Here is a 22658-nt window from a genome sequence, read left to right on the forward strand (position 1 = left end):
CGCGCCGCGCGGACGCTGACGCATCCCATCACGCTAAACTCACGGGACTTCCTCTCATGGCTACCTACGATCTCGTCGTCATCGGCACCGGACCTGGCGGTTATGTCTGCGCGGTGCGCGCAGCCCAGCTCGGCATGAAGGTCGCCGTGGTCGAAAAGAACGCCACCCTCGGCGGCACCTGCCTCAATGTCGGCTGCATGCCGTCGAAGGCGCTGCTGCACGCCTCCGAGATGTTCGAGGAAGCCGGGCACTCCTTCGCCAAGATGGGCATCTCGGTGTCGTCGCCGAAGCTCGATCTCCCCGCGATGATGAACTTCAAGCAGCAGGGCATCGACGGCAACGTCAAGGGCGTCGAGTTCCTGATGAAGAAGAACAAGATCGACGTGCTCAAGGGCACCGGCAAGATCCTGGGGACCGGCAAGGTGGAAGTCTCCGTCGACGGCAAGTCGCAAGTTGTCGAGACCAAGAACATCGTGATCGCCACCGGCTCGGACATCGCGCGTCTGAAGGGCATCGAGATCGACGAGAAGCGCATCGTGTCCTCGACCGGCGCGTTGTCGCTGGACAAGGTCCCCGGCAAGCTGCTGATCGTCGGCGCCGGCGTGATCGGCCTCGAGCTCGGCTCGGTCTGGCATCGTCTCGGTGCCGAAGTCGTCGTCGTCGAATTCCTCGACCGTATCCTGCCCGGCATGGACGGCGAGATCGCCAAGCAATTCCAGCGCATCCTGGAAAAACAGGGCTTTGCGTTCAAGCTCGGCGCCAAGGTCACCGCGGTCGACAGCTCCGGCAAGACGCTGAAGGCGACGATCGAGCCCGCCGCCGGCGGCGCCGCCGAGACGCTGGAAGCCGACGTCGTGCTGGTCTGCATCGGCCGCGTGCCCTACACCGACGCGCTCGGCCTGAGGGAGGCCGGCGTTGCGCTCGATCCCCGCGGCCGCGTCCAGATCGATCCGCATTTCGCCACCAGCCTGAAGGGCGTCTATGCCATCGGCGACGTCGTTGCAGGCCCGATGCTTGCGCACAAGGCCGAGGACGAAGGCGTTGCGGTCGCGGAGATCATCGCAGGCCAGGCCGGCCACGTGAACTACGACGTGATCCCGGGCGTCGTGTATACGACGCCGGAAGTGTCCTCCGTCGGCAAGACCGAGGAGGAGCTGAAGCAGGCGGGCGTGGCTTATACGGTCGGAAAATTTCCCTTCACCGCCAATGGCCGCTCCAAGGTCAATCAGACCACCGACGGCTTCGTGAAGATTCTCGCGGATGCGAAGACCGATCGTGTGCTCGGCGTGCACATCATCGGCATTGAGGCCGGCGAGATGATCCATGAGGCGGCCGTTCTGATGGAGTTTGGCGGCAGCGCGGAAGATCTCGCGCGCACCTGCCACGCCCATCCGACCCGCTCGGAAGCCGTCAAGGAGGCCGCGCTTGCAGTGGGCAAGCGGGCCATCCATATGTAGCCACGCGCCCAGGAACCGAAACGGGCGGGAAACACATGCTGCGCCGCCTTCTTCAACCGGTCTGGGTCCTGCTTGCGATCGTCTTCCTGATCGAAGCCTGGCTGTGGGACCATCTCGAGCCGATCGTCGCGCGGATTGTGGCGGCCGTTCCGCTGGCGCGCTTCAAGCAGTGGCTGACGGATCGCGTCGATGCGCTGTCGCCGGCGATGACGCTGCTCGTGTTCGCGGTCCCCGTCATTCCGCTGTTTCCGCTCAAGCTGGTCGGCCTGTGGCTGCTCGCGCACGAATACTGGATCAGCGCGTTCTTCACGATCGTATTCGGCAAGTTGGTCGGCGTCGGCGTCACCGCCTTCGTGTTCGACGTGACGCGCGCCAAGCTCCTGGAGATGCGCTGGTTCGAGCGGATCTACGATCTCGTGCTGAAGGTGCGCGCCAAGGCGGCGGAGCTTGTCAACCCGATCAAGCAGCGCATTCGCGAGCTGATCGCCGGCGATGGCGAGGGCTGGTCGTCACGCACGCTGCGTATGATCCAGCGGTTCAGGAAGAGCGTGCACCAGGCGCGGTAGTCCCGCCGCTTATACATACTCGCTGTCATTGCCCGCGAAGGCGGGCAATCCAGAATTCCAGAGACGGCGAGCTAGAACCGAGGTGCCGTGGAGTGCTGGATGCCCCGGTCAAGCCGGGGCATGACACTGTCTGTGTGGTTTCAAGCGTGCGCAGCAGCGCCCGAATCCCTCAATGCAGATGCAGCAGATGCGGCCACCACAGGCCGAGCGCGGTCATGAGGAGGCCGGCGATCGTCAGCGCACCGCTGACATAGGCGAGCACGAGCATGCCGGTGATGATCGTCGCCGACGCCAGCACGATGCCGATCTGGAACGCGGCCGAGGCCAACTCGAAATGGTGGTATTTCGCGGTCGCCTCGTCGCGGGCGTGCTCGGCGTGCTTGGCTTTCTCCGCAAGTTGCTCGGTACCTTCGCCGGTCTCGGGCTCGGAGCGATAGCGCTGCGCGGTCTTGGTCCAATCGTCGATCTGCTTCTGCACGGTCGGCTTCATGGCCGCATCGTCGGCCAGCGAGCCCAGCGTCAGCTTGCCTTGCTCGGCCGCCGTGATCACCACGGTGCGGCGGATGCTCTTGGCCTGGAAGAACGCCCAGAGATTGGATGCCTCGACATTCTTGCTGATCGATTCGGTCTGGGCGCCTTTGCCCAGCGTCTCCGAGATCGCCAGGAAAAGCGCCAGAACGGCGATCAGGAGCGCGATCTTCTTGTTCGAGCCGGACGCGTGTTCGGCGTGCTCGGCATGCTCCATGCTTTCATGTGCGCCCATAAATCTCTCCTGCCTCGGTTCCGCAACGAATGACCGAACCGCGTGCGCCGCGCAAGAGGCACGAGAGCTATGACGAGAGTGTGTCAGTCTGTCGGCTGCGGAGCCTGCTGGGCAGGCGCGCGAGCGACACGTCGATCGTTCACCGCACCCGCTCCGCCGGAAATTCGACCGCATCCCCGAAGTCGGGCATGTCGTCATACGGCGTGACGAAGAAGCGTGGATGACGCGGTTCGAACGCGCTGCCGGTCAGGCAGGCAAAGACCAGCGGAAAGGTGTCGATCAAGGTGATGTCGTCCGGAGCGGCCGCGCGGCATTGCTTCGGCAGCCGTATAGCATCCAGAACGCCGAATCGTTCGTGGAGATCGGCATCCGACCAGGTCGAGGGCGAACGCTTGGTCTGGCCGCGGAAGTCCGTGCCATGATCCGACTGCAGGATGATCAGTGCGCCCGGATCTGACGACACGATCTTGTCGACAAGCGTCAGCGCCTGCGCGTTGGTGCAGCGGAGCTGGTCGAGGAAGGCCGGGCGGCTCGCGGGGTCCCAGCGCTGGAGGTCCGGGGCGGCCGGGCGCAAACCGCAGTCCGCCGTGAAGCGGAACGGTACATGCGGCACCAGGATGTGCGCGTACAGGAAGAACGGCGATGGTGTCGCCTGGACCTCATTCAGCAGATGGGTCAGGTCATCCACGCCGCCCCACGCAAACGGCGATTGCCGCCGACCGATGATCAAGTCGACGACCGGTGTGTTGGAGAGGATGGCGACGTCCGTTTCGTCCAGTCCGACGTTTCCGCGCAGGCATCGCGGCGCGTCGAATGCGCATTTGGTCAGGTTGTCATAGCCGTTTTCGAAGTGGACATAGCTGTATCCGGCCGAGGTGAGCCGGGCCACCGTCCGGTTCTTGCCTCGCACGATCGGATACAGCCGCTGCACCGGGAAAGCCTTGAGGTCCTTGCCTTCGCCATCGACGGTATAGTCGGCGTTGGCCGTGCTCGATATCGAATTGGCCGTCGCCTGAAAATTCGAGCGCGCGTTGCGAAATACCGTAAAGTCCTTTGCGCCGAGCGACGCGAGGAAGCCGCTGTTGTCGAATGAAAAATCTTCCTTGAGGACGTCCTGCCTTGGATAGGCGTCGAGCACGATCCAATAGATGTTGGGAGACATCGTGAGCTTCATCGCAGGTTCGCCGGCGCCCGGGACCGGGCGCGGCGCGCGCTGCTCCTTCACAAGCGCGGTCGCGATGCGGATGACGGGCTGGGCGGCAAACGCCAACGACGCCACCAGTGCGATTGTCACGAGTGCCGGATGGCGGATGACAATCAGGGCGCCGATGCCGGTGGCGACGGCCATCATGGTCCAGGCAATCGCGGCCCAGTCGCCGAAGCGGCCCTTCATCTCGTATTCGACCAGCTCGACGCGATAGGCGAAGAAGACGAAGATCGTCAGCCCGACCGCAAGAACGATGCGCCATGGTGGGACCTTGCGCAGCAGCAATGCGAGGCACACCGAGAGGACTGCGGCGATCGCCGCGATGCCGGCCGCGTATTGCAGAACACGCGACGGGTTCGCCAGCACGCTCATGTTTGCCGCGTAGAAATTGAGCAGGGCCATCGTGGACAGAAGCACGGCCGATGCGACCGCGCGGAGGAGGACGAATCTGTCGTTGGATCGGAGCGGCATTTCAGTCTCGACCGGCATGTCTTGTAAATTCATACAGGGTGCGGCCACCCGGGGTGAGCTCGAGCCGCCGCACGATCGTTGCATGGCGGGTCAACGCGCGCTCGAATTGGTCGCCGTCATAGCCATCGAAAACGTCGCGCCTCAATCGCAGCATGCGCTGGATCATCGGGTCGGACTTCGGAACGAACTCGATCACGCCGCGTGGCGCCAGTCCGACGAGCCAATCCAGCACCGACGGCAGCGGAATGTTCCGGCCGATGGCGAGATGGTGCACGATCGCGAGCGCGATGACGGCGTCAACGTTGCTGCGCGAATGCAGCCCCGAACGCTCGGTCTCCGCCCAGCCCTGACCGGGGCTTGGATTTGCCGCATCGCTGAACAGCGGGAGAAAGTCCAGATTGTCCGCGGTCGCGCGCGCCACCGCAATGTCGAGCGCGTTGAGATCGGCGTCGAACCCGATCACGGACCGGACCCGGTTTTGCAGAAGCGCTTGCGAATATCGACCGGTGTTGCATCCGATGTCCCACGCGCAGGCCAAGGTAATGTTCTGCGCAAAGCGGCTGACGAACTCTTCCTTCCTGCTTTCCTCGGTGTCGGAATATGAAAGATTGCCGCGCTCATATTGCTGCCATTCGGTCGGTCCGGCATCTTTCGGAGCGAGATTGGAGATCCAGCGCCGCAAGCGGCGCAACATCATCTGAAGCGCGGCTACGGGGAGCGGCTTTGGCGCGCGCGAGGGTTGATCCGGTGCGCGGCGCGCCCGTCGCTGAAAGCGGTCCGGAAGCGTGATGTTGGTCAGGATGTCCGGGGAGAACCACCGTTTGGGCCATCCGACCAGCGCCGCCATGTCGGCGGTCGGAATGCCCTCCAGCGCGCCGCGGTACCAGGCGTTGTGCGCGACACCGAGCAGGGCGCGCATCAGCAAGGGATTCACGAACTGCTCGACGAATTGCCGGTGGCCGTCCCAATAGTCGCCGTTGCGGTACGGCACGAACGAGGAAATGTCGATGAAGACCGGCCGGATTCCGATGAACTGAATATTGTACGCGGTCGCATCCGACAGCGTCAGGCCGTAGTCGAGCGCGAGCAGATGGACATCGAGATGGAGCAGGGCGGCGCGCTTGAGCAGCTCGAACGGCCATTCATACGGGTAGGAGATGAACGGGAGCCTTGGATGCTCCAGAACTTTCCGTCGACCCGATTCGGCATGAATCAGAGTCTGCGTCGCCTCGTCGGAGCCTGCATCCTCCGCGGCGACGATCCATCCTCTTTCGATCAGCGCCTCGTAGGCGCCCGACGATTTCAGCAGCAGGAAGTTGCGATAGGCGTCGTCGTCGACCGCGCGAAAGATTCGGCCTGCATGGGTGAAGACGTAGCCCGAGGGATCGCGGAACGATCCGGGATCACGCATCGCGGTCCGGTATCGATCTGTTGGTGGCGACGTCCGGCGACGATTTCGGGCGCCGGAAGAAGCCCATCACCCGCTTTCCGTAAGCGCGAATGGCGATCAGGCCGCCGGCGATGGCGGCAAGCAGCGCTTGCACGGCGAAGGCGCCGCTCCCCGGATCCAGATAGGCATAGGCACTGGTCGGCATCAGCACGGCGATTCCGGCCAGCGCCGCCACAGTCATTCCCGAAGAAATCTTGTTCATTTTCCACATACCATAGACGATAGTCGCGGGTTACACGGGCCGCCTATAGGTCTTTTGTACCATCCACCTACGCGCGTAAACCGAAATCCGCTCCATTCCGCCGGCCGTCAACGGTCTGTCTGCCGCTGCGCTGCGCATGGCCGACAGGTTCGCAGCCTCAGCGCCGCGGATGCGCGCTGGCATAGACTTCCAGCAGGCGCTCGGAATCGATGCCGGTATAGATCTGCGTGGTCGAGAGCGAGGAATGGCCGAGCAGTTCCTGGATGGCGCGCAAGTCCCCGCCGCGCGAGAGCAAATGCGTGGCGAAGGAATGCCGGAGCGCGTGCGGCGTGGCGCTGTCGGGCAGGCCGAGCGCACCCCGCAGCCGTTCCATCGCGAGCTGGATGATGCGCGGGCTCAAGGGGCCGCCGCGTGCGCCAACGAAGATCGGACCTTCGGCAGGCAGCGGATAGGGGCACATCGCGACGTATTCCTGTACCAGTTCCAGCACGTTCTGCAGCACCGGCACCATGCGGGTCTTGTTGCCTTTGCCCGTGACAACAAGCACGTCGCCTTCGCCCGGGCGCGGCACCTCGCGGCGCTTCAACCCCAACGCTTCGGAGATGCGCAGGCCCGATCCGTACAAGAGCGCCATCACCGCGGCATCACGCGCCAGAATCCAGGTCTCGCGATCCTCGCCGGCGCGCTCGTCGGCATCGGCAAGACGCTTGGCGGATGCCATCGGCAGCGGCTTTGGCAGGCTCTTGGCGACTTTCGGTGCGCGAATGGCAGAGAGCGCGCCGACCTTGCCCTTGCCTTCGCGCTCGAGAAAGCGGCCGAACGAGCGCAAGCCTGCGAGCGCGCGCATCAGCGAGCGGCCGGCAATGTCGTCGGCGCGGCGCATCGCCATGAAGGCGCGCACGTCGGTTGCTTCCAGCGCGGCGAAGCGCTCCAGCGTGACGCGCTCGCCCCAGTAAGCACAGAGGAAATCCAGGCATTGCCGCAAGTCGCGGCCATAGGCTTCCAGCGTCTTCGGCGACAGCCGCCGCTCGGCGCCGAGATGCGACAGCCAGCGCGTCATCTCCTGCGCGATCGAGGGATCGGCGCTCGCGAGCTCGATCTGTGGGGCGGCCGCTTTGCTCATGCGCTCTGGACGTGGTGATTCCCGACAGTATATCGCATCACACTCGTTTATCGTTCGCTAAGGCCGCCCCAGGGCGCTAGCCTTGAAGCCCCGGGTTCCGATTCTCCGTTCATGGATCATTCCTCGCGCAGCACGACCGCCCCCACCAACGCGACCGGCATGGTCGACGTGCTGGTGCCGGTCGCGCTCGACCAGACCTATTCCTACAAGGTGCCGCGCGGCATGGAGCTGAAGGCCGGCGATCTCGTCGGTGTGCCGCTCGGGCCGCGCGAGGTGCTCGCGGTGGTCTGGGGGGAAAACGCCAATCCCGATCCGCGCCTGCACAACCGTCTCAAGGAGGTCAGCGAGAAGCTCGACATTCCGCCGCTCAAGCCCGAGCTGCGGTCGGTGGTCGACTGGGTCGCCAATTACACGCTGAGCCCGCGCGGCATGGTGCTGCGCATGTGCCTGCGGATGGGCGAAAATCTCGGCCCCGAGCGGGTCCGCCCCGGCGTGCGCCTGGTCGGCGATCCGCCGCGACGGCTGACGCCGGCACGGGCGCGCGTGATCGAGGTGTTGTCGGACCGGCTGCTGCACGGCAAGTCGGAGGCCGCCAAGGCGGCAGGTGTGTCGGCCGGCGTGATCGATGGCCTCGTCGATGAAGGCACGCTCACGGTCGAACCGATGCCGCCGCCGGCGCCACCGCCCGTGCCCGATCCGGACTTCGGCCGGCCGGATTTCTCGCCGCTGCAGCGTGCCGGCGTGGATGCAATGCGTGCGCTCGCGGCCAACGGCACCTTTCACGTCGCGCTGCTCGACGGCGTCACCGGCTCGGGCAAGACCGAGGTGTATTTCGAGGCCGTTGCTGAAACGATCCGCCGCGGCAGGCAATCGCTGATCCTGATGCCGGAGATCGCGCTCACCGGCCAGTTCCTCGACCGCTTCGCGCAGCGTTTCGGGGTGCGGCCGATCGAATGGCACTCCGAGCTCACTCCGCGCACCCGCGCGCGCAATTGGGCGGCGATCTCAGGGGGCACCGCGCCGGTCGTGGTCGGCGCGCGCTCGGCGTTGTTCCTGCCCTATGCCGATCTCGGCCTCATCGTCGTCGATGAAGAGCACGACCAGGCCTACAAGCAGGACGAGGGCGTGCATTATCACGCCCGGGACATGGCGGTGGTGCGCGCGCATATCGCCAAGATCCCGGTCGTGCTGGCGTCGGCGACGCCCTCGGTCGAATCCGAGGTCAATGCGCGCAAGAACCGCTATCAGCGCATCGCGCTGCCTTCGCGCTTCGGCGGCCAGCACATGCCGCATATCGAAGCCATCGACATGCGCCGCGAGCCGCCCGCGCGCGGCCGCTTCATCTCGCCGCGGCTCGCCGGGGAGATCAGAGGTGCGATCGAAAGGCGCGAGCAGGCGCTGCTGTTCCTCAATCGCCGCGGCTATGCGCCGCTGACCCTGTGCCGTGCTTGCGGCCATCGCTTCGCCTGCACCATCTGCGATGCCTGGCTGGTCGATCATCGCTTCCGTCAGCGCCTGGTTTGTCATCATTGCGGCTTCTCGATGCCGCGCCCGCATCTCTGCCCGAACTGTTCGGCGGAGGAATCGCTGGTTGCCGTCGGGCCCGGCGTCGAGCGCTTGCAGGAGGAGGCGGCGGCGCTGTTTCCGGAGGCGCGCACCATGGTGCTGTCGAGCGATCTCATTACCTCGATCGAGACGATGCGGAGCGAGCTCGCCGAGATCGCGGAGGGGCGCGTCGACATCATCATCGGAACGCAGCTCGTCGCCAAGGGCCACAACTTCCCGCGGCTCAATCTGGTCGGCGTGGTCGATGCGGATCTCGGTCTCAGCAACGGCGACCCGCGCGCGGCGGAGCGCACCTGGCAATTGCTCAACCAGGTGATCGGCCGCGCCGGACGCGAGCAGGGCCGCGGCGTCGGCTATCTCCAGACCCACCAGCCCGACCATCCCGTGATGAAAGCGCTGATCGCCTGCGACCGCGAGGCGTTCTACGACAGCGAGATCGAGCTGCGCGAGAAGACGCTCTATCCGCCGTTCGGCCGGCTCGCGAGCCTCATCATCTCCGCCGGCGATCGCCCGAGCGCCGAAGGCCTTGGCCGCCGTCTCGTCGCGCTCGCGCCGCACGACGAGCGCGTCGTGGTGCTCGGGCCGGCGGAGGCGCCGCTCGCCGTGATCAAGGGCCGCTACCGCTTCCGCATCCTGGTGAAATCGGCGCGCGGCTTCGATCTGTCGGACTATTTACGCAATTGGCTCGCCGTCTGCCCGAAGCCGACGGGCAATCAGAAGCTCGAAGTCGACGTCGATCCACAGAGTTTTCTGTAGGAAATGGTTGCGTGCCCCGGACGCAGCGCAGCGTCCCTTCGACGGTGCGCTGCAGAGCCGGGGCCCATGTCGCAGCGGAGTTCGCGGCTCCTGGGTCCCGGCTCTACGCCGCAACGCTTGCGCGTTGCAGCCTGTCCGGGACACGACAGCACGTAAAAAAGCCCGCGGTCCCCCAAGACCGCGGGCTTGTTTCACGCACGCATCAAACTGATGAAAACTGCGCGCGTGATCTGAGGCGCCATCGCGCCTTAGGAGACGACTTCCGCGGTGACGCGGCCGACGCCGCGGCCGGTGAGGCCGATGGCGCGGGCAGCACCCGTGGAGAGATCGAGCACGCGGCCGCGAATGAACGGGCCGCGGTCATTGATGGTGACGACGACGCTCTGGCCGCCATGGGTGACGCGCAGCTTGGTGCCGAACGGCAGCGAACGGTGCGCCGCGGTCATGGCGTTCTGGTTGAAGCGCTGGCCCGAGGCGGTCTTGCTGCCGGACTCGTTGCCGTAAAAGGACGCGACGCCGGAGAAGCTGCGGCCGGTGCCGGAGGTCGGCGTCATCGACGCATTGGCGTTGCGCCAATCGGCGGTCGCGTTGGTGTCGGTCTGGGCGTGGTGGCGGTGATGATGATGATGCCGGTGATGCCGGGATTTGGCGGAAGCTTCGGTGGCAGTTCCACCGATGAGGAGAGTTGCGGCAACGAAAGCAATCGCCGTGCGCGGCCGGGTGACAGAGCCCAGCGTCTTCAAAGACAGCATTTAGTGGTCCCTAAGCTAGTATTGCCACATATGTGGCTAGTGGAGCCCCCATCAGTTTGTGAGCGGATTGGCGTTTCGATTCCTAATGAGGCGTGAATTGGGCAGTAAATCCCTTCTGTGTCGTCATGAAATATCTTGTTACCGCCACCGTATATTCATCTGATGTTCCGTAATCTTCGCCTTTAACGATTTGTTAACCTCTCGATTACACACGAATACTGTAAAACGAAGTCATCGCCTTCAGCGTTTAGAATTGGGTAAGTAATCGGCGAGTGGAACGGAGGACGCCAGAATCACGCCTCAGCGATCCGTGTTCATGGCCGCTATGCGCTGGGGGCAGGAACCAACGAGGACGCTCGCGGCGAGGCTTCGCGACAATTCCGTGGCGGCAGCTCGCCACCGGTCCTTGCAGGTCGCCACCAGTCCTTGATTGACCAGGCTTGCCTTATTGATCGGAGGTCCTTGCACCGATCGATGTGTTGCAGCGTGCGACGAACTGGCGACAGAACCTCGTGCCTTTAATTTGGCGTCATGTTGCACCTGCGCGCCTGCTATGTTAGCAAAGCCGCGATTTTAACGAGCCCGGCACGTCCCGTGCTGGTCGAAAATCGAAGTCCCGCTTGAATTCCAAGGGCTTGGATCGCTTGGCGCCGCTTCGTGGCGACGGTTTTTCCCTTGCGAGTTTGACAGCAAAAAGAGCGCGTCTGTGGCTGCAGAAGATACGTCCGTTTCAGGTGTGTCCGGTCGTTATGCAACGGCCTTGTTTGAACTGGCCCGCGACCAGAAAGTGGTCGACGAGGTCAAAGCCGATCTCGAGAAATTCGAGGCCATGCTGAACGAGAGCGCCGATCTGAAGCGCCTCGTCCGCAGCCCGGTTTTCGCGGCCGATGCCCAGTCCAAGGCCCTGTCGGCCGTCCTGGCCAAGGCCGGGATCGCCGGCATCTCCGCCAATTTCCTGAAAGTCCTGACCGCCAATCGCCGCCTGTTCGTGGTGGCCGACGTCATCCGCGGCTACCGCGCCCTGGTCGCCCGGTTCAAGGGCGAGGTGACGGCTGACGTCACCGTGGCGGAAACGCTTTCGGACAAGAATCTCGACGCCCTCAAGGTTGCCCTGAAGTCGGTGACCGGCAAGGACGTCGCGCTCAACGTGAATGTCGATCCCTCGATCATCGGTGGCCTCGTCGTCAAGCTCGGCAGCCGCATGATCGATAGTTCGCTTCGCACCAAACTCAATTCGATCAAGCACGCGATGAAAGAGGCAGGCTGATGGACATCCGCGCCGCGGAAATTTCCGCGATCCTCAAGGACCAGATCAAGAATTTCGGCCAGGAAGCTGAAGTCTCCGAAGTCGGACAGGTGCTGTCCGTCGGCGACGGTATCGCTCGCGTCTATGGTCTGGACAACGTCCAGGCCGGCGAAATGGTCGAGTTCGAGAACGGCACCCGCGGCATGGCGCTGAACCTCGAAACCGACAACGTCGGCGTCGTTATTTTCGGCGCCGACCGTGAGATCAAGGAAGGCCAGACCGTCAAGCGCACCCGCGCCATCGTGGACGCGCCGGTCGGCAAGGGCCTGCTCGGCCGCGTCGTCGACGGACTCGGCAACCCGATCGACGGCAAGGGCCCGATCCAGGCCGACAAGCGCATGCGCGTCGACGTCAAGGCACCCGGCATCATCCCGCGCAAGTCGGTGAACGAGCCGATGGCGACCGGCCTCAAGGCGATCGACGCCCTGATCCCGATCGGCCGCGGCCAGCGCGAGCTGATCATCGGCGATCGCCAGACCGGCAAGACCGCGATCGCGCTCGACACCATCCTGAACCAGAAGCCGCTCAACGCGCAGCCCGACGAGAACATCAAGTTGTACTGCGTGTACGTCGCAGTCGGCCAGAAGCGTTCGACCGTCGCCCAGTTCGTGAAGGTGCTGGAAGAGCAGGGCGCGCTGGAATACTCGATCGTCGTCGCCGCCACGGCCTCGGATCCGGCACCGATGCAGTACATCGCGCCGTTCACCGGCTGCACCATGGGCGAGTATTTCCGCGACAACGGCATGCACGCCGTCATCATCTATGACGATCTGTCCAAGCAGGCCGTCGCCTACCGCCAGATGTCGCTGCTGCTGCGCCGCCCGCCGGGCCGCGAAGCCTATCCGGGCGACGTGTTCTATCTGCACTCCCGCCTGCTCGAGCGCGCGGCGAAGCTGAACAAGGACCAGGGCTCGGGCTCGCTGACGGCGCTGCCGGTCATCGAAACCCAGGCCAATGACGTGTCGGCTTACATTCCGACCAACGTCATCTCGATCACTGACGGTCAGATCTTCCTGGAAACCGACCTGTTCTTCCAGGGCATCCGTCCCGCGGTGAACGTCGGTCTGTCGGTGTCGCGCGTCGGATCGTCGGCGCAGACAAAGGCCACCAAGAAGGTCGCCGGCAAGATCAAGGGCGAGCTCGCGCAGTACCGCGAAATGGCGGCGTTCGCGCAGTTCGGCTCCGACCTCGACGCCTCGACCCAGCGCCTGCTGAACCGCGGCTCGCGCCTGACCGAGCTCCTGAAGCAGCCGCAGTTCTCGCCGCTGAAGATGGAAGAGCAGGTCTGCGTGATCTGGGCCGGCACCAACGGCTATCTCGATCCGCTCCCGGTCAGCAAGGTGCGCGCGTTCGAGGACGGTCTGCTCTCGTTGCTGCGCGGCAAGCACGTCGATATCCTCAATTCGATCCGTGACACCCGCGACCTCACCGACGACACCGCTGCCAAGCTGAAGTCGGTTGTCGAAGGTTTTGCGAAGAGCTTCGCGTAAATAGGCCGTCGTGGCCGGGGCAAAGCGCGAAGCGCGTCTTCGCAACTGAAGTCCCGGCCGTCGACGCACCATCGCGTGGAGACGAAGAATTGGATGCCCGGGACGAGCCCGGGCATGACGACAAGACAGGGTCGCGGTCCAGCCACAGGCTGATCGCCGGGGTGAACGAAGAATGGCGTCACTTAAAGACATGCGCGTGCGCATCGCCTCCACCAAGGCGACGCAAAAGATCACCAAGGCCATGCAGATGGTCGCTGCGTCCAGGTTGCGCCGTGCCCAGCAGGCGGCCGAGGCTGCACGTCCCTACGCCGACAAGATGAGCGCGGTGATCTCCAACATTGCCGCCGCTGCCGCCGGTTCGCCCGGCGCGCCGGCGCTGCTTGCCGGCACCGGCAAGGACCAGGTCCACCTGCTGCTGGTCTGCACCGGCGAGCGCGGTCTGTCCGGTGCCTTCAATTCCTCGATCGTGCGTCTTGCGCGCGATCGCGCCCAGTCGCTGATGGCGCAGGGCAAGGAGGTCAAATTCTTCTGCGTCGGCCGCAAGGGCTATGAGCAGCTCCGCCGCCTGTTCGACAAGCAGATCGTCGAGCATCTCGACCTGCGCAGCGTTCGTCAGCTCGGCTTCGTCAACGCTGAGGACATCGCCAGGAAGGTGCTGGCCCGTTTCGAGAACGGCGAGTTCGACGTCTGCACGCTGTTCTACGCGCAGTTCAAGTCGGTGATCGCCCAGATCCCGACTGCGCAGCAGATCATTCCGCTGGTCGTGGAAGAGAAGGCGGCGAACGCGCCGTCGACGTCCTACGAATATGAGCCGGAGGAGGACGAACTCCTGTCGGGCCTGTTGCCGCGCAACATCGCGGTGCAGATCTTCCGCGCGCTGCTGGAGAACAACGCCTCGTTCTACGGCGCGCAGATGAGCTCGATGGACAACGCCACCCGCAACGCCGGCGAAATGATCCGCAAGCAAACCCAGATCTACAACCGAACCCGTCAAGCCCAGATCACCAAGGAGCTGATCGAGATCATCTCCGGCGCCGAGGCGGTCTGACGCACGAACCAACGACGGTCGTTCAAGTAAAGAATTTCGAAGGAGAGCTTCATGGCTACAGCAGCTAACCAGGTCGGTCGCGTCACCCAGGTGATGGGCGCCGTCGTCGACGTTCAGTTCGACGGCGGTCACCTCCCGGCCATTCTCAATTCGCTGGAAACCAAGAACGGCAACATCCGCCTCGTGCTGGAGGTTGCGCAGCATCTCGGTGAGTCCACCGTGCGCACGATCGCGATGGACGTGACCGAAGGTCTGGTGCGCGGCCAGGAAGTGACCGACACCGGCCAGCCGATCCGCGTTCCGGTCGGCGAAGGCACGCTCGGCCGCATCATCAACGTCATCGGCGAGCCGATCGACGAAGCCGGCCCGGTCAAGTCCGAAGCGCTGCGCCCGATCCATCAGGACGCGCCGAGCTACACCGACCAGTCGACCGAAGCTGAAATTCTCGTCACCGGCATCAAGGTCGTCGATCTCCTGGCTCCCTATGCGAAGGGCGGCAAGATCGGCCTGTTCGGCGGCGCCGGCGTCGGCAAGACCGTGCTGATTCAGGAGCTGATCAACAACGTCGCGAAGGCGCACGGCGGTTACTCCGTGTTCGCCGGCGTCGGCGAGCGCACCCGCGAGGGCAACGACCTCTATCACGAGTTCATCGAGTCCAAGGTCAACGCCGATCCGAAGAATCCGGATCCGAGCGTGAAGTCGAAGTGCGCGCTGGTGTTCGGCCAGATGAACGAGCCGCCGGGCGCCCGCGCCCGCGTCGCGCTCACGGGTCTGACCATCGCGGAAGACTTCCGCGACAAGGGCCAGGACGTGCTGTTCTTCGTCGACAACATCTTCCGTTTCACCCAGGCTGGCTCGGAAGTGTCGGCGCTGCTCGGCCGTATTCCGTCGGCGGTGGGTTATCAGCCGACGCTCGCCACCGACATGGGCGCGCTGCAGGAGCGCATCACCACTACGCAGAAGGGTTCGATCACCTCGGTGCAGGCCATCTACGTTCCGGCCGACGACTTGACCGACCCGGCGCCCGCGACCTCGTTCGCGCATCTTGACGCGACCACCACGCTGTCGCGCTCGATCGCCGAAAAGGGCATCTACCCCGCGGTGGATCCGCTCGACTCGACCTCGCGCATGCTCTCCCCGCTGGTCGTCGGCGAGGAGCACTATGCGGTTGCCCGTCAGGTCCAGCAGGTGCTGCAGCGCTACAAGGCGCTCCAGGACATCATCGCCATTCTCGGCATGGACGAGCTTTCGGAAGAGGACAAGCTGACGGTGGCCCGCGCCCGCAAGGTCGAGCGCTTCATGTCGCAGCCGTTCCACGTCGCCGAAATCTTCACGGGATCGCCGGGCAAGTTCGTCGAGCTCGCCGACACCATCAAGGGCTTCAAGGGCCTGGTCGAAGGCAAGTACGACCACCTGCCGGAAGCCGCCTTCTACATGGTCGGCACCATCGAAGAAGCCGTCGAGAAGGGCAAGAAGCTGGCGGCGGAAGCCGCCTAAGCGGGCGAATAGCGAATAGGGAGTGGCGAATAGCTGCTCCCTGTTTCAACCGCTCGCCATTCGCCACTCACCATTCGCAGGTTTCTTATGGCCACCTTCCATTTCGATCTCGTCTCTCCGGAAAAGCTCGCCTTCTCGGGCGAGGTCGATCAGGTCGACATCCCCGGCGTCGAGGGTGATTTCGGCGTGCTGGCCGGGCATGCGCCGGTCGTGGCCGCGATCCGGCCCGGCATTCTCACCATCACCACCGGCGGGCGCCACGAGAAGATCATCGTGCTCGGCGGTCTCGCCGAAGTCTCCGAAAAGGGCCTGACCGTGCTCGCCGACGTCGCGACGTCGCTGGCCGAGCTCGACCGCATCCAGTTCGCCGCGACCGTCGCGGAGATGGAAGAAGACTTGAAGGAGCACGAAGGCAGCGAGCTCGATCAGGCGATCGAGCGGCTCGACCACTTCAAGAGCATCCAGCAGCAGCTCACCTCGACGGCTATGCACTAAGCCCCGGGGCACCGCTCCGGGGCTTTGGGCCTATCAATTGCCGAACAAGTTCAGCGCTCGTCACCAACCGTGGCGGGCGCTGAACTTTGTTGCACCACGCGTGCGATAGCGGCAGGCTCCCTTGCGGATTTTGTTCCGGGGCGCGCCCGCAAGGAGGGAATGCGAAATGGTGCGTCCCTCGAGCGCAAATCTCCGACGAAAATCCTCAAATGATTTCAGCCCCATTCTACTGTGCATGGGGTTGTTTTCGCAGGTCAGTTTCCGAAGTCCGCAAACTCTCGCGCCACGGCCTGATAGACCTCACGCCGGAACGGCACCACGATGTCCGCTATGCGGTCGAGACGTTCCCAGCGCCAGGCATCGAACTCCGCGGGCTGGTCGTTGCGCGGCGTCAGCGGGTCGATCTCGTCATCCTTGCCGGTGAAGCGCAGCGCGAACCATTTCTGGCGCTGCCCGCGAAACTTCGCCAGCCGGTGCGTCTGCGGGCCGTCGTAAGGCGGGAATTCGTAGGTCAGCCAGTCGGTCTCGCCGAGATAGTCGGCGCTGACGACGCTGGTCTCTTCCCACAGCTCGCGCATCGCGGCGTCGCGCAGATTCTCGCCCTCGTCGACGCCGCCCTGCGGCATCTGCCAGTCGAGCCCCGGCAGGATGATCTCGGGGCCGTCGCCCTTGAAGCGGTGGCCGACCAGCACGCGGCCATCGGCATTGAAGAGGGCAATCCCCACGTTGGGGCGGTAGGGTTTTTCGTTCGTCACGCGAGCATCCTCATCGTCATTCCGGAGATGCCTTAGCATCGAACCCGGAGCGACAATTGATTCATTGATCCGCCAGTGCGGAAAACTCCTCGACCACGCGCTCATAGACCGGGCGCTTGAAGGGAATGATCAGCCCGGTCAGATTCTGCATCGGCTCCCAGCGCCAGCTTATGAACTCGGCCTTGTGGCCGCCGCCGCCGGGCCTTTCGACGTTGATCTCGCTGTCCTTGCCGGTGAAGCGCACCGCGTACCATTTCTGGCGCTGGCCGCGGTAGCGGCCCTTCCAGGCGCGCCCGGCGACGGTGCGCGGAATGTCGTAAGTGAGCCAGTCCGGGACCTCGCCGAGCCGCTCGACCGAGCGCACGCTGGTCTCCTCATAGAGCTCGCGCTTGGCGGCCTCCCAGGTGTCTTCGCCGGGATCGACGCCGCCTTGCGGCATCTGCCAGACATGGGTGTCGTCGACATGTTCGATGCCGCCGGCGCGGCGGCCGATGAACACCAGGCCTTTCGGGTTGATCAGCATCACGCCGACGCAGGTCCGGTAGGGCAGATCCTCGTAACGTGCCATTCCGCCAGACCTCTCGCATGCTGTCGGTAGCCAATGGCCCCGCGAGGACCCGTGCCCTACCAATCCGTTGATTTTAGCTGGATTTTGATTTCAGCATCGCGGTTGTCAATGGCACCAAAAGAATACCCCGGTCGCCCAACGTCTTGGTCCAGGCGGCGATGCGCTCGATCGAGACGGGCAGGGCGGAGGCCGTCCCGACCGCCGCGCCGCGTTCGCGGGCCGCGGTTTCGAGCTTGTTCAGGGCGCGGTCGATCTCGGTCGGGGTCGGCACCACGTCGATCGCGATGTCGCCCTTGCCGAACGGCATGGCCTGGTTCGCCGCGGCCTGGGGCGCGATGCTGCGGGGCGAGGAGCCGTCGTCGAAGAAGCCGAGGCCGCGCTTGGCCGCCTCGCGGATGATCGGCTGCATCGCCGGCTCCGTCGCGATGAAGCGGGCGCCCATGAAATTGGCGATGCCGGCATAGCCCTGCATCCGGCTCAAATGCCAGTACAGGCGGTCCATGTTCTGGTCGGCGCTGAGCGAGGTCAGCAGCGTCTGCGGTCCCGGATCGTTGTCGGGGAAGTCGTAGGGCTCCATCGGGATCTGCAGGAAGATCTCGTGCCGCTGCGCGCGGGCCCGTTCGGCGAGCTTGCCGGGATCGGCGCCGTAGGGCGTGAAGGCCAGCGTCACCGCCGGCGGCAGCTTCATGATGGCGTCGGTGGTCTTGGCGGCGCCGACGCCGAGGCCGCCGATCACGATGGCGACCACCGGCATCTTCGCGGCTTTGGCGCGGTCGGCGTCTGCCGCGTAGACGTTGAACGGCTTCAAGTCGCCGGCGACCACCGGGATCATGCCGTAGCGTGACTTCTCCAGCAGTTTTGGATTGATCCCGGCCATGACGGGCGGCGGCGCCGACGCCGCGGCATCGCCCTTGTCAGCGGCTTCGCCACCGATGACCACGTCGTGGCGGGCGCCGGTGGAGCCGTCGATCATGGTGATGGTCTTCTGCTCCCCGGCAGGGGCCTGCTTCGTCGCTTCGCTGGTCTCGGGCTTGCCCTCTGGCTTGGTGTCCGACCCGTGGCCTGCGGCGGCGGGTTTCTCGTCCGCTGCCTTGTCCGTCGGCTTGATCGCGATCCGCGTCATCGGCTCGCCGCCAAGCGGATCCTTGTTGAAGATCGCGAAGCCGGCAAAGGTAACCAGGAACAGGCCGAGCAGGATGGCGAACAGCTGCATGGCCGTGAACGGCAGCCGCAGCCGGCGTTTCCGGCGCGGCTTGTCCTGTCCGAGCGGGGCGCTCAGATCATCGGCCGTTTCAGTCATGCGCGATCCCGAATCACTCGCGATGACGATACCACGCCGGGGTCAAGCGACGGCAGGCCGGGATAGGCCGGGGATGCCAGGAGTTCGAAGCAACCAGGAGTTCGAAGCAACCAGGGGTTCCAAGCAAAAAGGGCGGCTCCAGGAGCCGCCCTTCTCTTCAGACCTTAACGACGCCAGGACCTAGTTCGCCGCCTTGGGCTTGTCGGTCGTGGCCTTGTTGTCGCCGCCAGGGGCCGGCGCGGCGGATGCGCTGTTCTTGATACCGTGCAGCAGGTCGCCGGCGAGCTTGAGCGCCTTGTCGTCCTTGGCGTCCGGCGGGACGTAGGACTGCGAGCCGGTCTTCTCGTCGCCGTCGTTCTTGAGATGGCCGCGCAGCGAAGCTTCGCCCTTGGTGTCGGTGCGCGACTTCAACTCGTCCGGCACGTCCTGCAGCACTTCGATGTCGGGCACGATGCCCTTGGCCTGGATCGACTTGCCCGACGGCGTGTAATAGCGCGCTGTGGTCAGACGCAGCGCGCCATTGCCGCTTCCGAGCGGAATGATGGTCTGCACCGAACCCTTGCCGAACGAGCGCGTGCCGACGATGGTCGCGCGCTTGTGGTCCTGCAGCGCGCCGGCGACGATTTCCGACGCCGAAGCCGAGCCGCCATTGACCAGCACGATGACCGGCTTGCCCTTGGTGAGGTCACCTGAATGCGCGGCGCGGCGCTGGGTTTCCTCGGCATTGCGGCCGCGGGTCGAGACGATCTCGCCCTTCTCCAGGAAGGCGTCGGAGACAGTGACCGCTTCCTCGAGCAGGCCGCCCGGATTGTTGCGGAGGTCGATGATGTAGCCCTTGAGCTTGTCGCCGATCTGATTCGAGAGGTTGCCGATCTCGCGCTTCAGGCCTTCGGTGGTCTGCTCGTTGAAAGTGGTGACGCGGATATAGGCGATATCGTCCTGCTCGACACGCGCGCGCACCGAGCGGACGCGGATGTTGTCGCGCACCAGCGTGACGTCGATCGGATTGTCCTGGCCCTTGCGGATGATCTTGAGCTTGATCTTGGTGTTGACCGGGCCGCGCATCTTCTCGACCGCCTGGTTCAGGGTCAGGCCCTGCACCGCCTCGTCGTCGAGATTGGTAATGATGTCGTTGGCCATGACACCGGCGCGCGAGGCCGGCGTGTCGTCGATCGGCGAGACCACCTTGATGAGGCCGTCTTCCATCGTGACCTCGATGCCGAGGCCGCCGAATTCACCGCGGGTCTGCACCTGCATGTCGCGGAAGCTCTTGGCGTCCATGTAGCTCGAATGCGGATCGAGGCCGGTGAGCATGCCGCTGATGGCCGATTCGATCAGCTTGGTGTCGTCGGGCTTCTCGACATAGTCGGAGCGCACGCGCTCGAAGACATCGCCGAACAGATTGAGCTGGCGATAGGTATCCGCGGTGGCGGCTCGCGCGCTCGAACCCATGAACACCGCGCGCGGTTGCGTCACGAACAGCGTCAGTGCCGCACCGGTGGCTGCGCTGAGGAGGATTACTGAAGTCTTGCGCATCATCCGCGAACCTTCTCGCCTTCATTTGCGGCCCACCATGGGCCTGGATCGATTGGAGTGCCGTCCTTACGGAACTCGACATACAGCACAGGTTGGCTCGCGTTCGTCGCGAGAATGGAAGCGACCTGAGAGGTCGACCCCATGGTCGCGACCGGCTCCCCCGTGAGCACAAACTGTCCGATGTTGACCGAAATGCGCTCCATCCCGGCGATCAGGACATGATACCCGCCCCCGGCGTTGAGGATCAAGAGTTGTCCATAGCTGCGGAACGGGCCGGAATAGACCACCCAGCCGTCACACGGCGTTGTGACTTGGGAGCCGGGCTTGGTCGCCAGCGAAATGCCCTTCTGGACCCCGCCGACCCCGTCGGAACCGCCAAAATCCCTAATCTTGTTACCGTTAACTGGAAGCGGCAGGAGGCCCTTGGCGGAGGCGAAGGCAATCGCGGGGGTGGTCCGGGACCGGTCCTTGAATGCGCCCGGGCCCGATTTGGCGCTGGCGGCCGCCTTGGCCTCGGCCAGCTTTGCCGCCTCGGCGGCCTTCTCGGCCGCCTTGGCGGCGCTTTGCAGGTCCTGCTCCATCTTGGTGATCAGGCCCTGGAGATCGCCGACCTGCTTTGAAAGCATGATCGCGCGCGCGTTCTCGGCGTCGAGATCCTTTTCGCGCCCCGCCTGCTGGCGCTGCCGCTCGTCGACGAGGGCGGTGAGCCGGGTCTGGTCGCTGCGGACCCGGTCGCGGTCAGAGGCGAGCTGGTCGCGCTCGGTGGCGATGGACTTGCGCAAGGCCACGAGCTCGCCGAGCTCGCCTGCGATCTTTTCGGCGCGGCCACGCAACTCCGGCACCACGGCGCCGAGCAGCATCGCCGTGCGCAGCGATTGCAGCGCATCTTCGGGCCGCACCAGCAGCGCCGGCGGCGTCCGTCGCCCGGCCCGCTGCAGCGCCGCCAGCACCTCCACGATGTCGGCGCGGCGCGAATCCAGCGATGCGCGCATCGCCTGCTCGCGTCCGTTCAGCGCGCGCAGCCGTGCTTCGGTCTCGTCGATCTTGCTCTCCACGCTGCGCACATTGGCGGCGGTGTCGATCAGCTGCTGGTTGAGCTGGGTTCGGTCCTGGCCGAGCGCGGTGATCTCGGCCTTGAGCTTGGCCTGCGCTTCCTCCGCGCTCTTCTGCCTGGCGCGCGCGGCTTCCAGCTCCTGCTCGCGCTGCTTGATGGCATCGGGCGAGACGGCTGCGGCTTGCTGTGCCGGGTTTGCCGTCTGAGCTTGCGCAAGGCTTATATACGCTTGCGCGAGGCTTGCGCCGGCGACGCTCGTGATCAGCAACAGGTTGAGGAGCGGCGCTCGCATCGTGTCGGCAAGGTGCTCGTTATGCGCGCATCACGCGCGGTGATAGGGGTGGCCGGCCAGAATGGTGGCGGCCCGGTAAAGCTGTTCCAGAAGCATGACGCGGACCATTTGGTGCGGCCAGGTCGCAGAGCCGAACGCGATCGCGAGCTTGGCCTTACGGCGCAATTCGGGCGAAAGTCCGTCCGCCCCTCCGATCACGAAGATAGTATGTGCGGCACCTTCATCGCGCCAGCGGCCGAGATGCCGTGCGAATACGGTGGACTCGAGATTCTGGCCGCGCTCGTCGAGCGCCACCAGGATCGATTTTTCCGGAATATGAACCGAGATTGCCGCGGCCTCCTCAGCCATCCGCGTCGCGGTGTCGCGCGCGCGGCTTTCGGGGATTTCGTGGACCAGGAGCTCGCGGAATCCGAGCTTGCGGCCGGCCTCGTCGAACCGCTCGAAATAGCGGTCGGCAAGCTCCCGTTCGGGGCCCTGCTTTAGCCGGCCCACCGCAATGACAGCCACACGCATGGATTCTTCGGAGCCGTGTTTTAAGACCGCGCGCGATAAGCGCGCGCACGACGCTAGCATGCGCGTCAGCCGATTCGAAATCGGCCCGATGAGCCTAGATCGCCTTCGCCGCCCCTGGGCCCTGCGTGTACAATCGCTCGAGATTGTAGAACTCGCGGACTTCGGGTCGGAATACGTGCACGATCACGTCGCCGGAATCGATCAACACCCAGTCGCAATTGGGCAAGCCCTCGACGTGGATGTTCTTGATGCCGTTCTCCTTGAGGCCCTTGGCGACGTTTTCCGCGATCGCGCCGACGTGCCGGTTCACCCGGCCGGTGGTGACGATCATGTAGTCGGAGTACGCCGATTTGCCGCGAAGGTCGATGGTGACCGTCTCTTCCGCCTTCATGTCGTCGAGGCGGGAGAGGATCAGGCTCAGCGTCTTGTCGGCGTCGGGTTGCGCCTTCAAGGCCGCAGCTTTGGTCGATGTTTTACGCGCCGGCTTGGCA

At 64.6% G+C, this 22658-nt stretch carries 21 protein-coding genes; 8 read left to right on the forward strand and 13 right to left on the reverse strand.

Annotated elements, in window-relative coordinates; translation table 11 throughout:
• Positions 1-56 precede the first annotated feature (56 nt).
• Complete coding sequence (gene lpdA / locus ACFDR6_RS07265) at positions 57-1457, forward strand: dihydrolipoyl dehydrogenase (protein WP_375857865.1); 1401 nt, start codon at positions 57-59, stop codon at positions 1455-1457.
• A gap of 35 nt (positions 1458-1492) precedes the next feature.
• A complete protein-coding gene (locus ACFDR6_RS07270) occupies positions 1493-2023 on the forward strand; it encodes a hypothetical protein (RefSeq protein ID WP_317241890.1) in 531 nt (176 codons plus the stop codon).
• Between the two features lie 169 nt (positions 2024-2192).
• On the opposite strand, the gene ACFDR6_RS07275 is transcribed toward ACFDR6_RS07270, so the two are convergent.
• From ACFDR6_RS07275 to ACFDR6_RS07295, 5 genes are all read right to left on the reverse strand, one after another.
• Positions 2193-2786 carry a DUF4337 domain-containing protein gene (locus ACFDR6_RS07275; protein ID WP_212082035.1) on the reverse strand — a complete coding sequence of 198 codons (594 nt, stop codon included), beginning with the start codon at positions 2784-2786 and terminating at the stop codon, positions 2193-2195.
• A 139-nt stretch (positions 2787-2925) separates the two neighbouring features.
• Positions 2926-4464: a sulfatase-like hydrolase/transferase gene (locus ACFDR6_RS07280; RefSeq protein WP_375857866.1), complete on the reverse strand. Its 1539-nt coding sequence runs from the start codon at positions 4462-4464 to the stop codon at positions 2926-2928.
• A gap of 1 nt (position 4465) precedes the next feature.
• Positions 4466-5875 (reverse strand): class I SAM-dependent methyltransferase, encoded by a 1410-nt coding sequence (locus ACFDR6_RS07285; protein WP_375857867.1) that lies wholly within the window; start codon positions 5873-5875, stop codon positions 4466-4468.
• Complete coding sequence (locus ACFDR6_RS07290; protein ID WP_317241893.1) at positions 5868-6116, reverse strand: hypothetical protein; 249 nt, start codon at positions 6114-6116, stop codon at positions 5868-5870. Before ACFDR6_RS07290 ends, ACFDR6_RS07285 begins: the two co-directional genes overlap by 8 nt.
• Positions 6117-6273: 157 nt before the next feature.
• Complete coding sequence (locus ACFDR6_RS07295; RefSeq protein WP_212082024.1) at positions 6274-7239, reverse strand: tyrosine recombinase XerC; 966 nt, start codon at positions 7237-7239, stop codon at positions 6274-6276.
• 111 nt (positions 7240-7350) lie between these two features.
• Here ACFDR6_RS07295 and ACFDR6_RS07300 point away from each other — a divergent pair, with 111 nt between their 5' ends.
• Positions 7351-9561, forward strand: coding sequence for a primosomal protein N' (locus ACFDR6_RS07300; RefSeq protein WP_375857868.1), 2211 nt, complete (start codon positions 7351-7353; stop codon positions 9559-9561).
• Positions 9562-9809: 248 nt separating this feature from the next.
• Here the strand turns inward: ACFDR6_RS07300 and ACFDR6_RS07305 are convergent, their stop codons facing one another.
• On the reverse strand, positions 9810-10313 hold the full coding sequence (locus tag ACFDR6_RS07305) for a septal ring lytic transglycosylase RlpA family protein (protein WP_317241895.1): 504 nt from the start codon (positions 10311-10313) through the stop codon (positions 9810-9812).
• A 706-nt stretch (positions 10314-11019) separates the two neighbouring features.
• Between ACFDR6_RS07305 and ACFDR6_RS07310 the strand changes: the two genes are divergently transcribed.
• From ACFDR6_RS07310 to ACFDR6_RS07330, 5 genes are all read left to right on the forward strand, one after another.
• The gene (locus ACFDR6_RS07310; RefSeq protein ID WP_212082011.1) at positions 11020-11580 is read left to right on the forward strand and encodes a F0F1 ATP synthase subunit delta; all 561 of its coding nucleotides are present in this window, start codon (positions 11020-11022) and stop codon (positions 11578-11580) included.
• Positions 11580-13109: a F0F1 ATP synthase subunit alpha gene (atpA, locus tag ACFDR6_RS07315; RefSeq protein WP_212082009.1), complete on the forward strand. Its 1530-nt coding sequence runs from the start codon at positions 11580-11582 to the stop codon at positions 13107-13109. The genes ACFDR6_RS07310 and atpA overlap by 1 nt, the downstream gene beginning before the upstream one ends.
• A gap of 172 nt (positions 13110-13281) precedes the next feature.
• On the forward strand, positions 13282-14157 hold the full coding sequence (locus tag ACFDR6_RS07320) for a F0F1 ATP synthase subunit gamma (protein WP_212082007.1): 876 nt from the start codon (positions 13282-13284) through the stop codon (positions 14155-14157).
• Positions 14158-14208: 51 nt separating this feature from the next.
• Entirely contained in the window at positions 14209-15654 is a 1446-nt protein-coding gene (gene atpD / locus ACFDR6_RS07325; RefSeq protein ID WP_212082005.1) for a F0F1 ATP synthase subunit beta, read from the forward strand.
• A gap of 87 nt (positions 15655-15741) precedes the next feature.
• Positions 15742-16149, forward strand: a complete 408-nt coding sequence (locus tag ACFDR6_RS07330) for a F0F1 ATP synthase subunit epsilon (RefSeq protein ID WP_375857869.1) — start codon at positions 15742-15744, stop codon at positions 16147-16149.
• 254 nt (positions 16150-16403) lie between these two features.
• Here the strand turns inward: ACFDR6_RS07330 and ACFDR6_RS07335 are convergent, their stop codons facing one another.
• The 7 genes from ACFDR6_RS07335 to rsfS all read right to left on the reverse strand — a co-directional run bounded on the left by ACFDR6_RS07335 (position 16404) and on the right by rsfS (position 22618).
• Positions 16404-16904 carry an RNA pyrophosphohydrolase gene (locus ACFDR6_RS07335; RefSeq protein ID WP_317241896.1) on the reverse strand — a complete coding sequence of 167 codons (501 nt, stop codon included), beginning with the start codon at positions 16902-16904 and terminating at the stop codon, positions 16404-16406.
• Between the two features lie 61 nt (positions 16905-16965).
• Positions 16966-17472 (reverse strand): RNA pyrophosphohydrolase, encoded by a 507-nt coding sequence (locus ACFDR6_RS07340; RefSeq protein WP_212081999.1) that lies wholly within the window; start codon positions 17470-17472, stop codon positions 16966-16968.
• Positions 17473-17545: 73 nt separating this feature from the next.
• Positions 17546-18772 (reverse strand): divergent polysaccharide deacetylase family protein, encoded by a 1227-nt coding sequence (locus ACFDR6_RS07345; RefSeq protein ID WP_375857870.1) that lies wholly within the window; start codon positions 18770-18772, stop codon positions 17546-17548.
• A 180-nt stretch (positions 18773-18952) separates the two neighbouring features.
• A complete protein-coding gene (locus ACFDR6_RS07350) occupies positions 18953-20311 on the reverse strand; it encodes a S41 family peptidase (RefSeq protein WP_212081995.1) in 1359 nt (452 codons plus the stop codon).
• Positions 20308-21654 carry a murein hydrolase activator EnvC family protein gene (locus tag ACFDR6_RS07355; protein WP_375857871.1) on the reverse strand — a complete coding sequence of 449 codons (1347 nt, stop codon included), beginning with the start codon at positions 21652-21654 and terminating at the stop codon, positions 20308-20310. The genes ACFDR6_RS07350 and ACFDR6_RS07355 overlap by 4 nt, the downstream gene beginning before the upstream one ends.
• A 30-nt stretch (positions 21655-21684) precedes the next feature.
• On the reverse strand, positions 21685-22167 hold the full coding sequence (gene rlmH / locus ACFDR6_RS07360; protein WP_375857872.1) for a 23S rRNA (pseudouridine(1915)-N(3))-methyltransferase RlmH: 483 nt from the start codon (positions 22165-22167) through the stop codon (positions 21685-21687).
• A gap of 94 nt (positions 22168-22261) precedes the next feature.
• Positions 22262-22618, reverse strand: coding sequence for a ribosome silencing factor (gene rsfS / locus ACFDR6_RS07365; protein WP_027515020.1), 357 nt, complete (start codon positions 22616-22618; stop codon positions 22262-22264).
• Positions 22619-22658 lie beyond the last annotated feature (40 nt).

The organism is Bradyrhizobium tunisiense (assembly GCF_042263385.1).
Classification (GTDB): Bacteria; Pseudomonadota; Alphaproteobacteria; order Rhizobiales; family Xanthobacteraceae; genus Bradyrhizobium; species Bradyrhizobium tunisiense.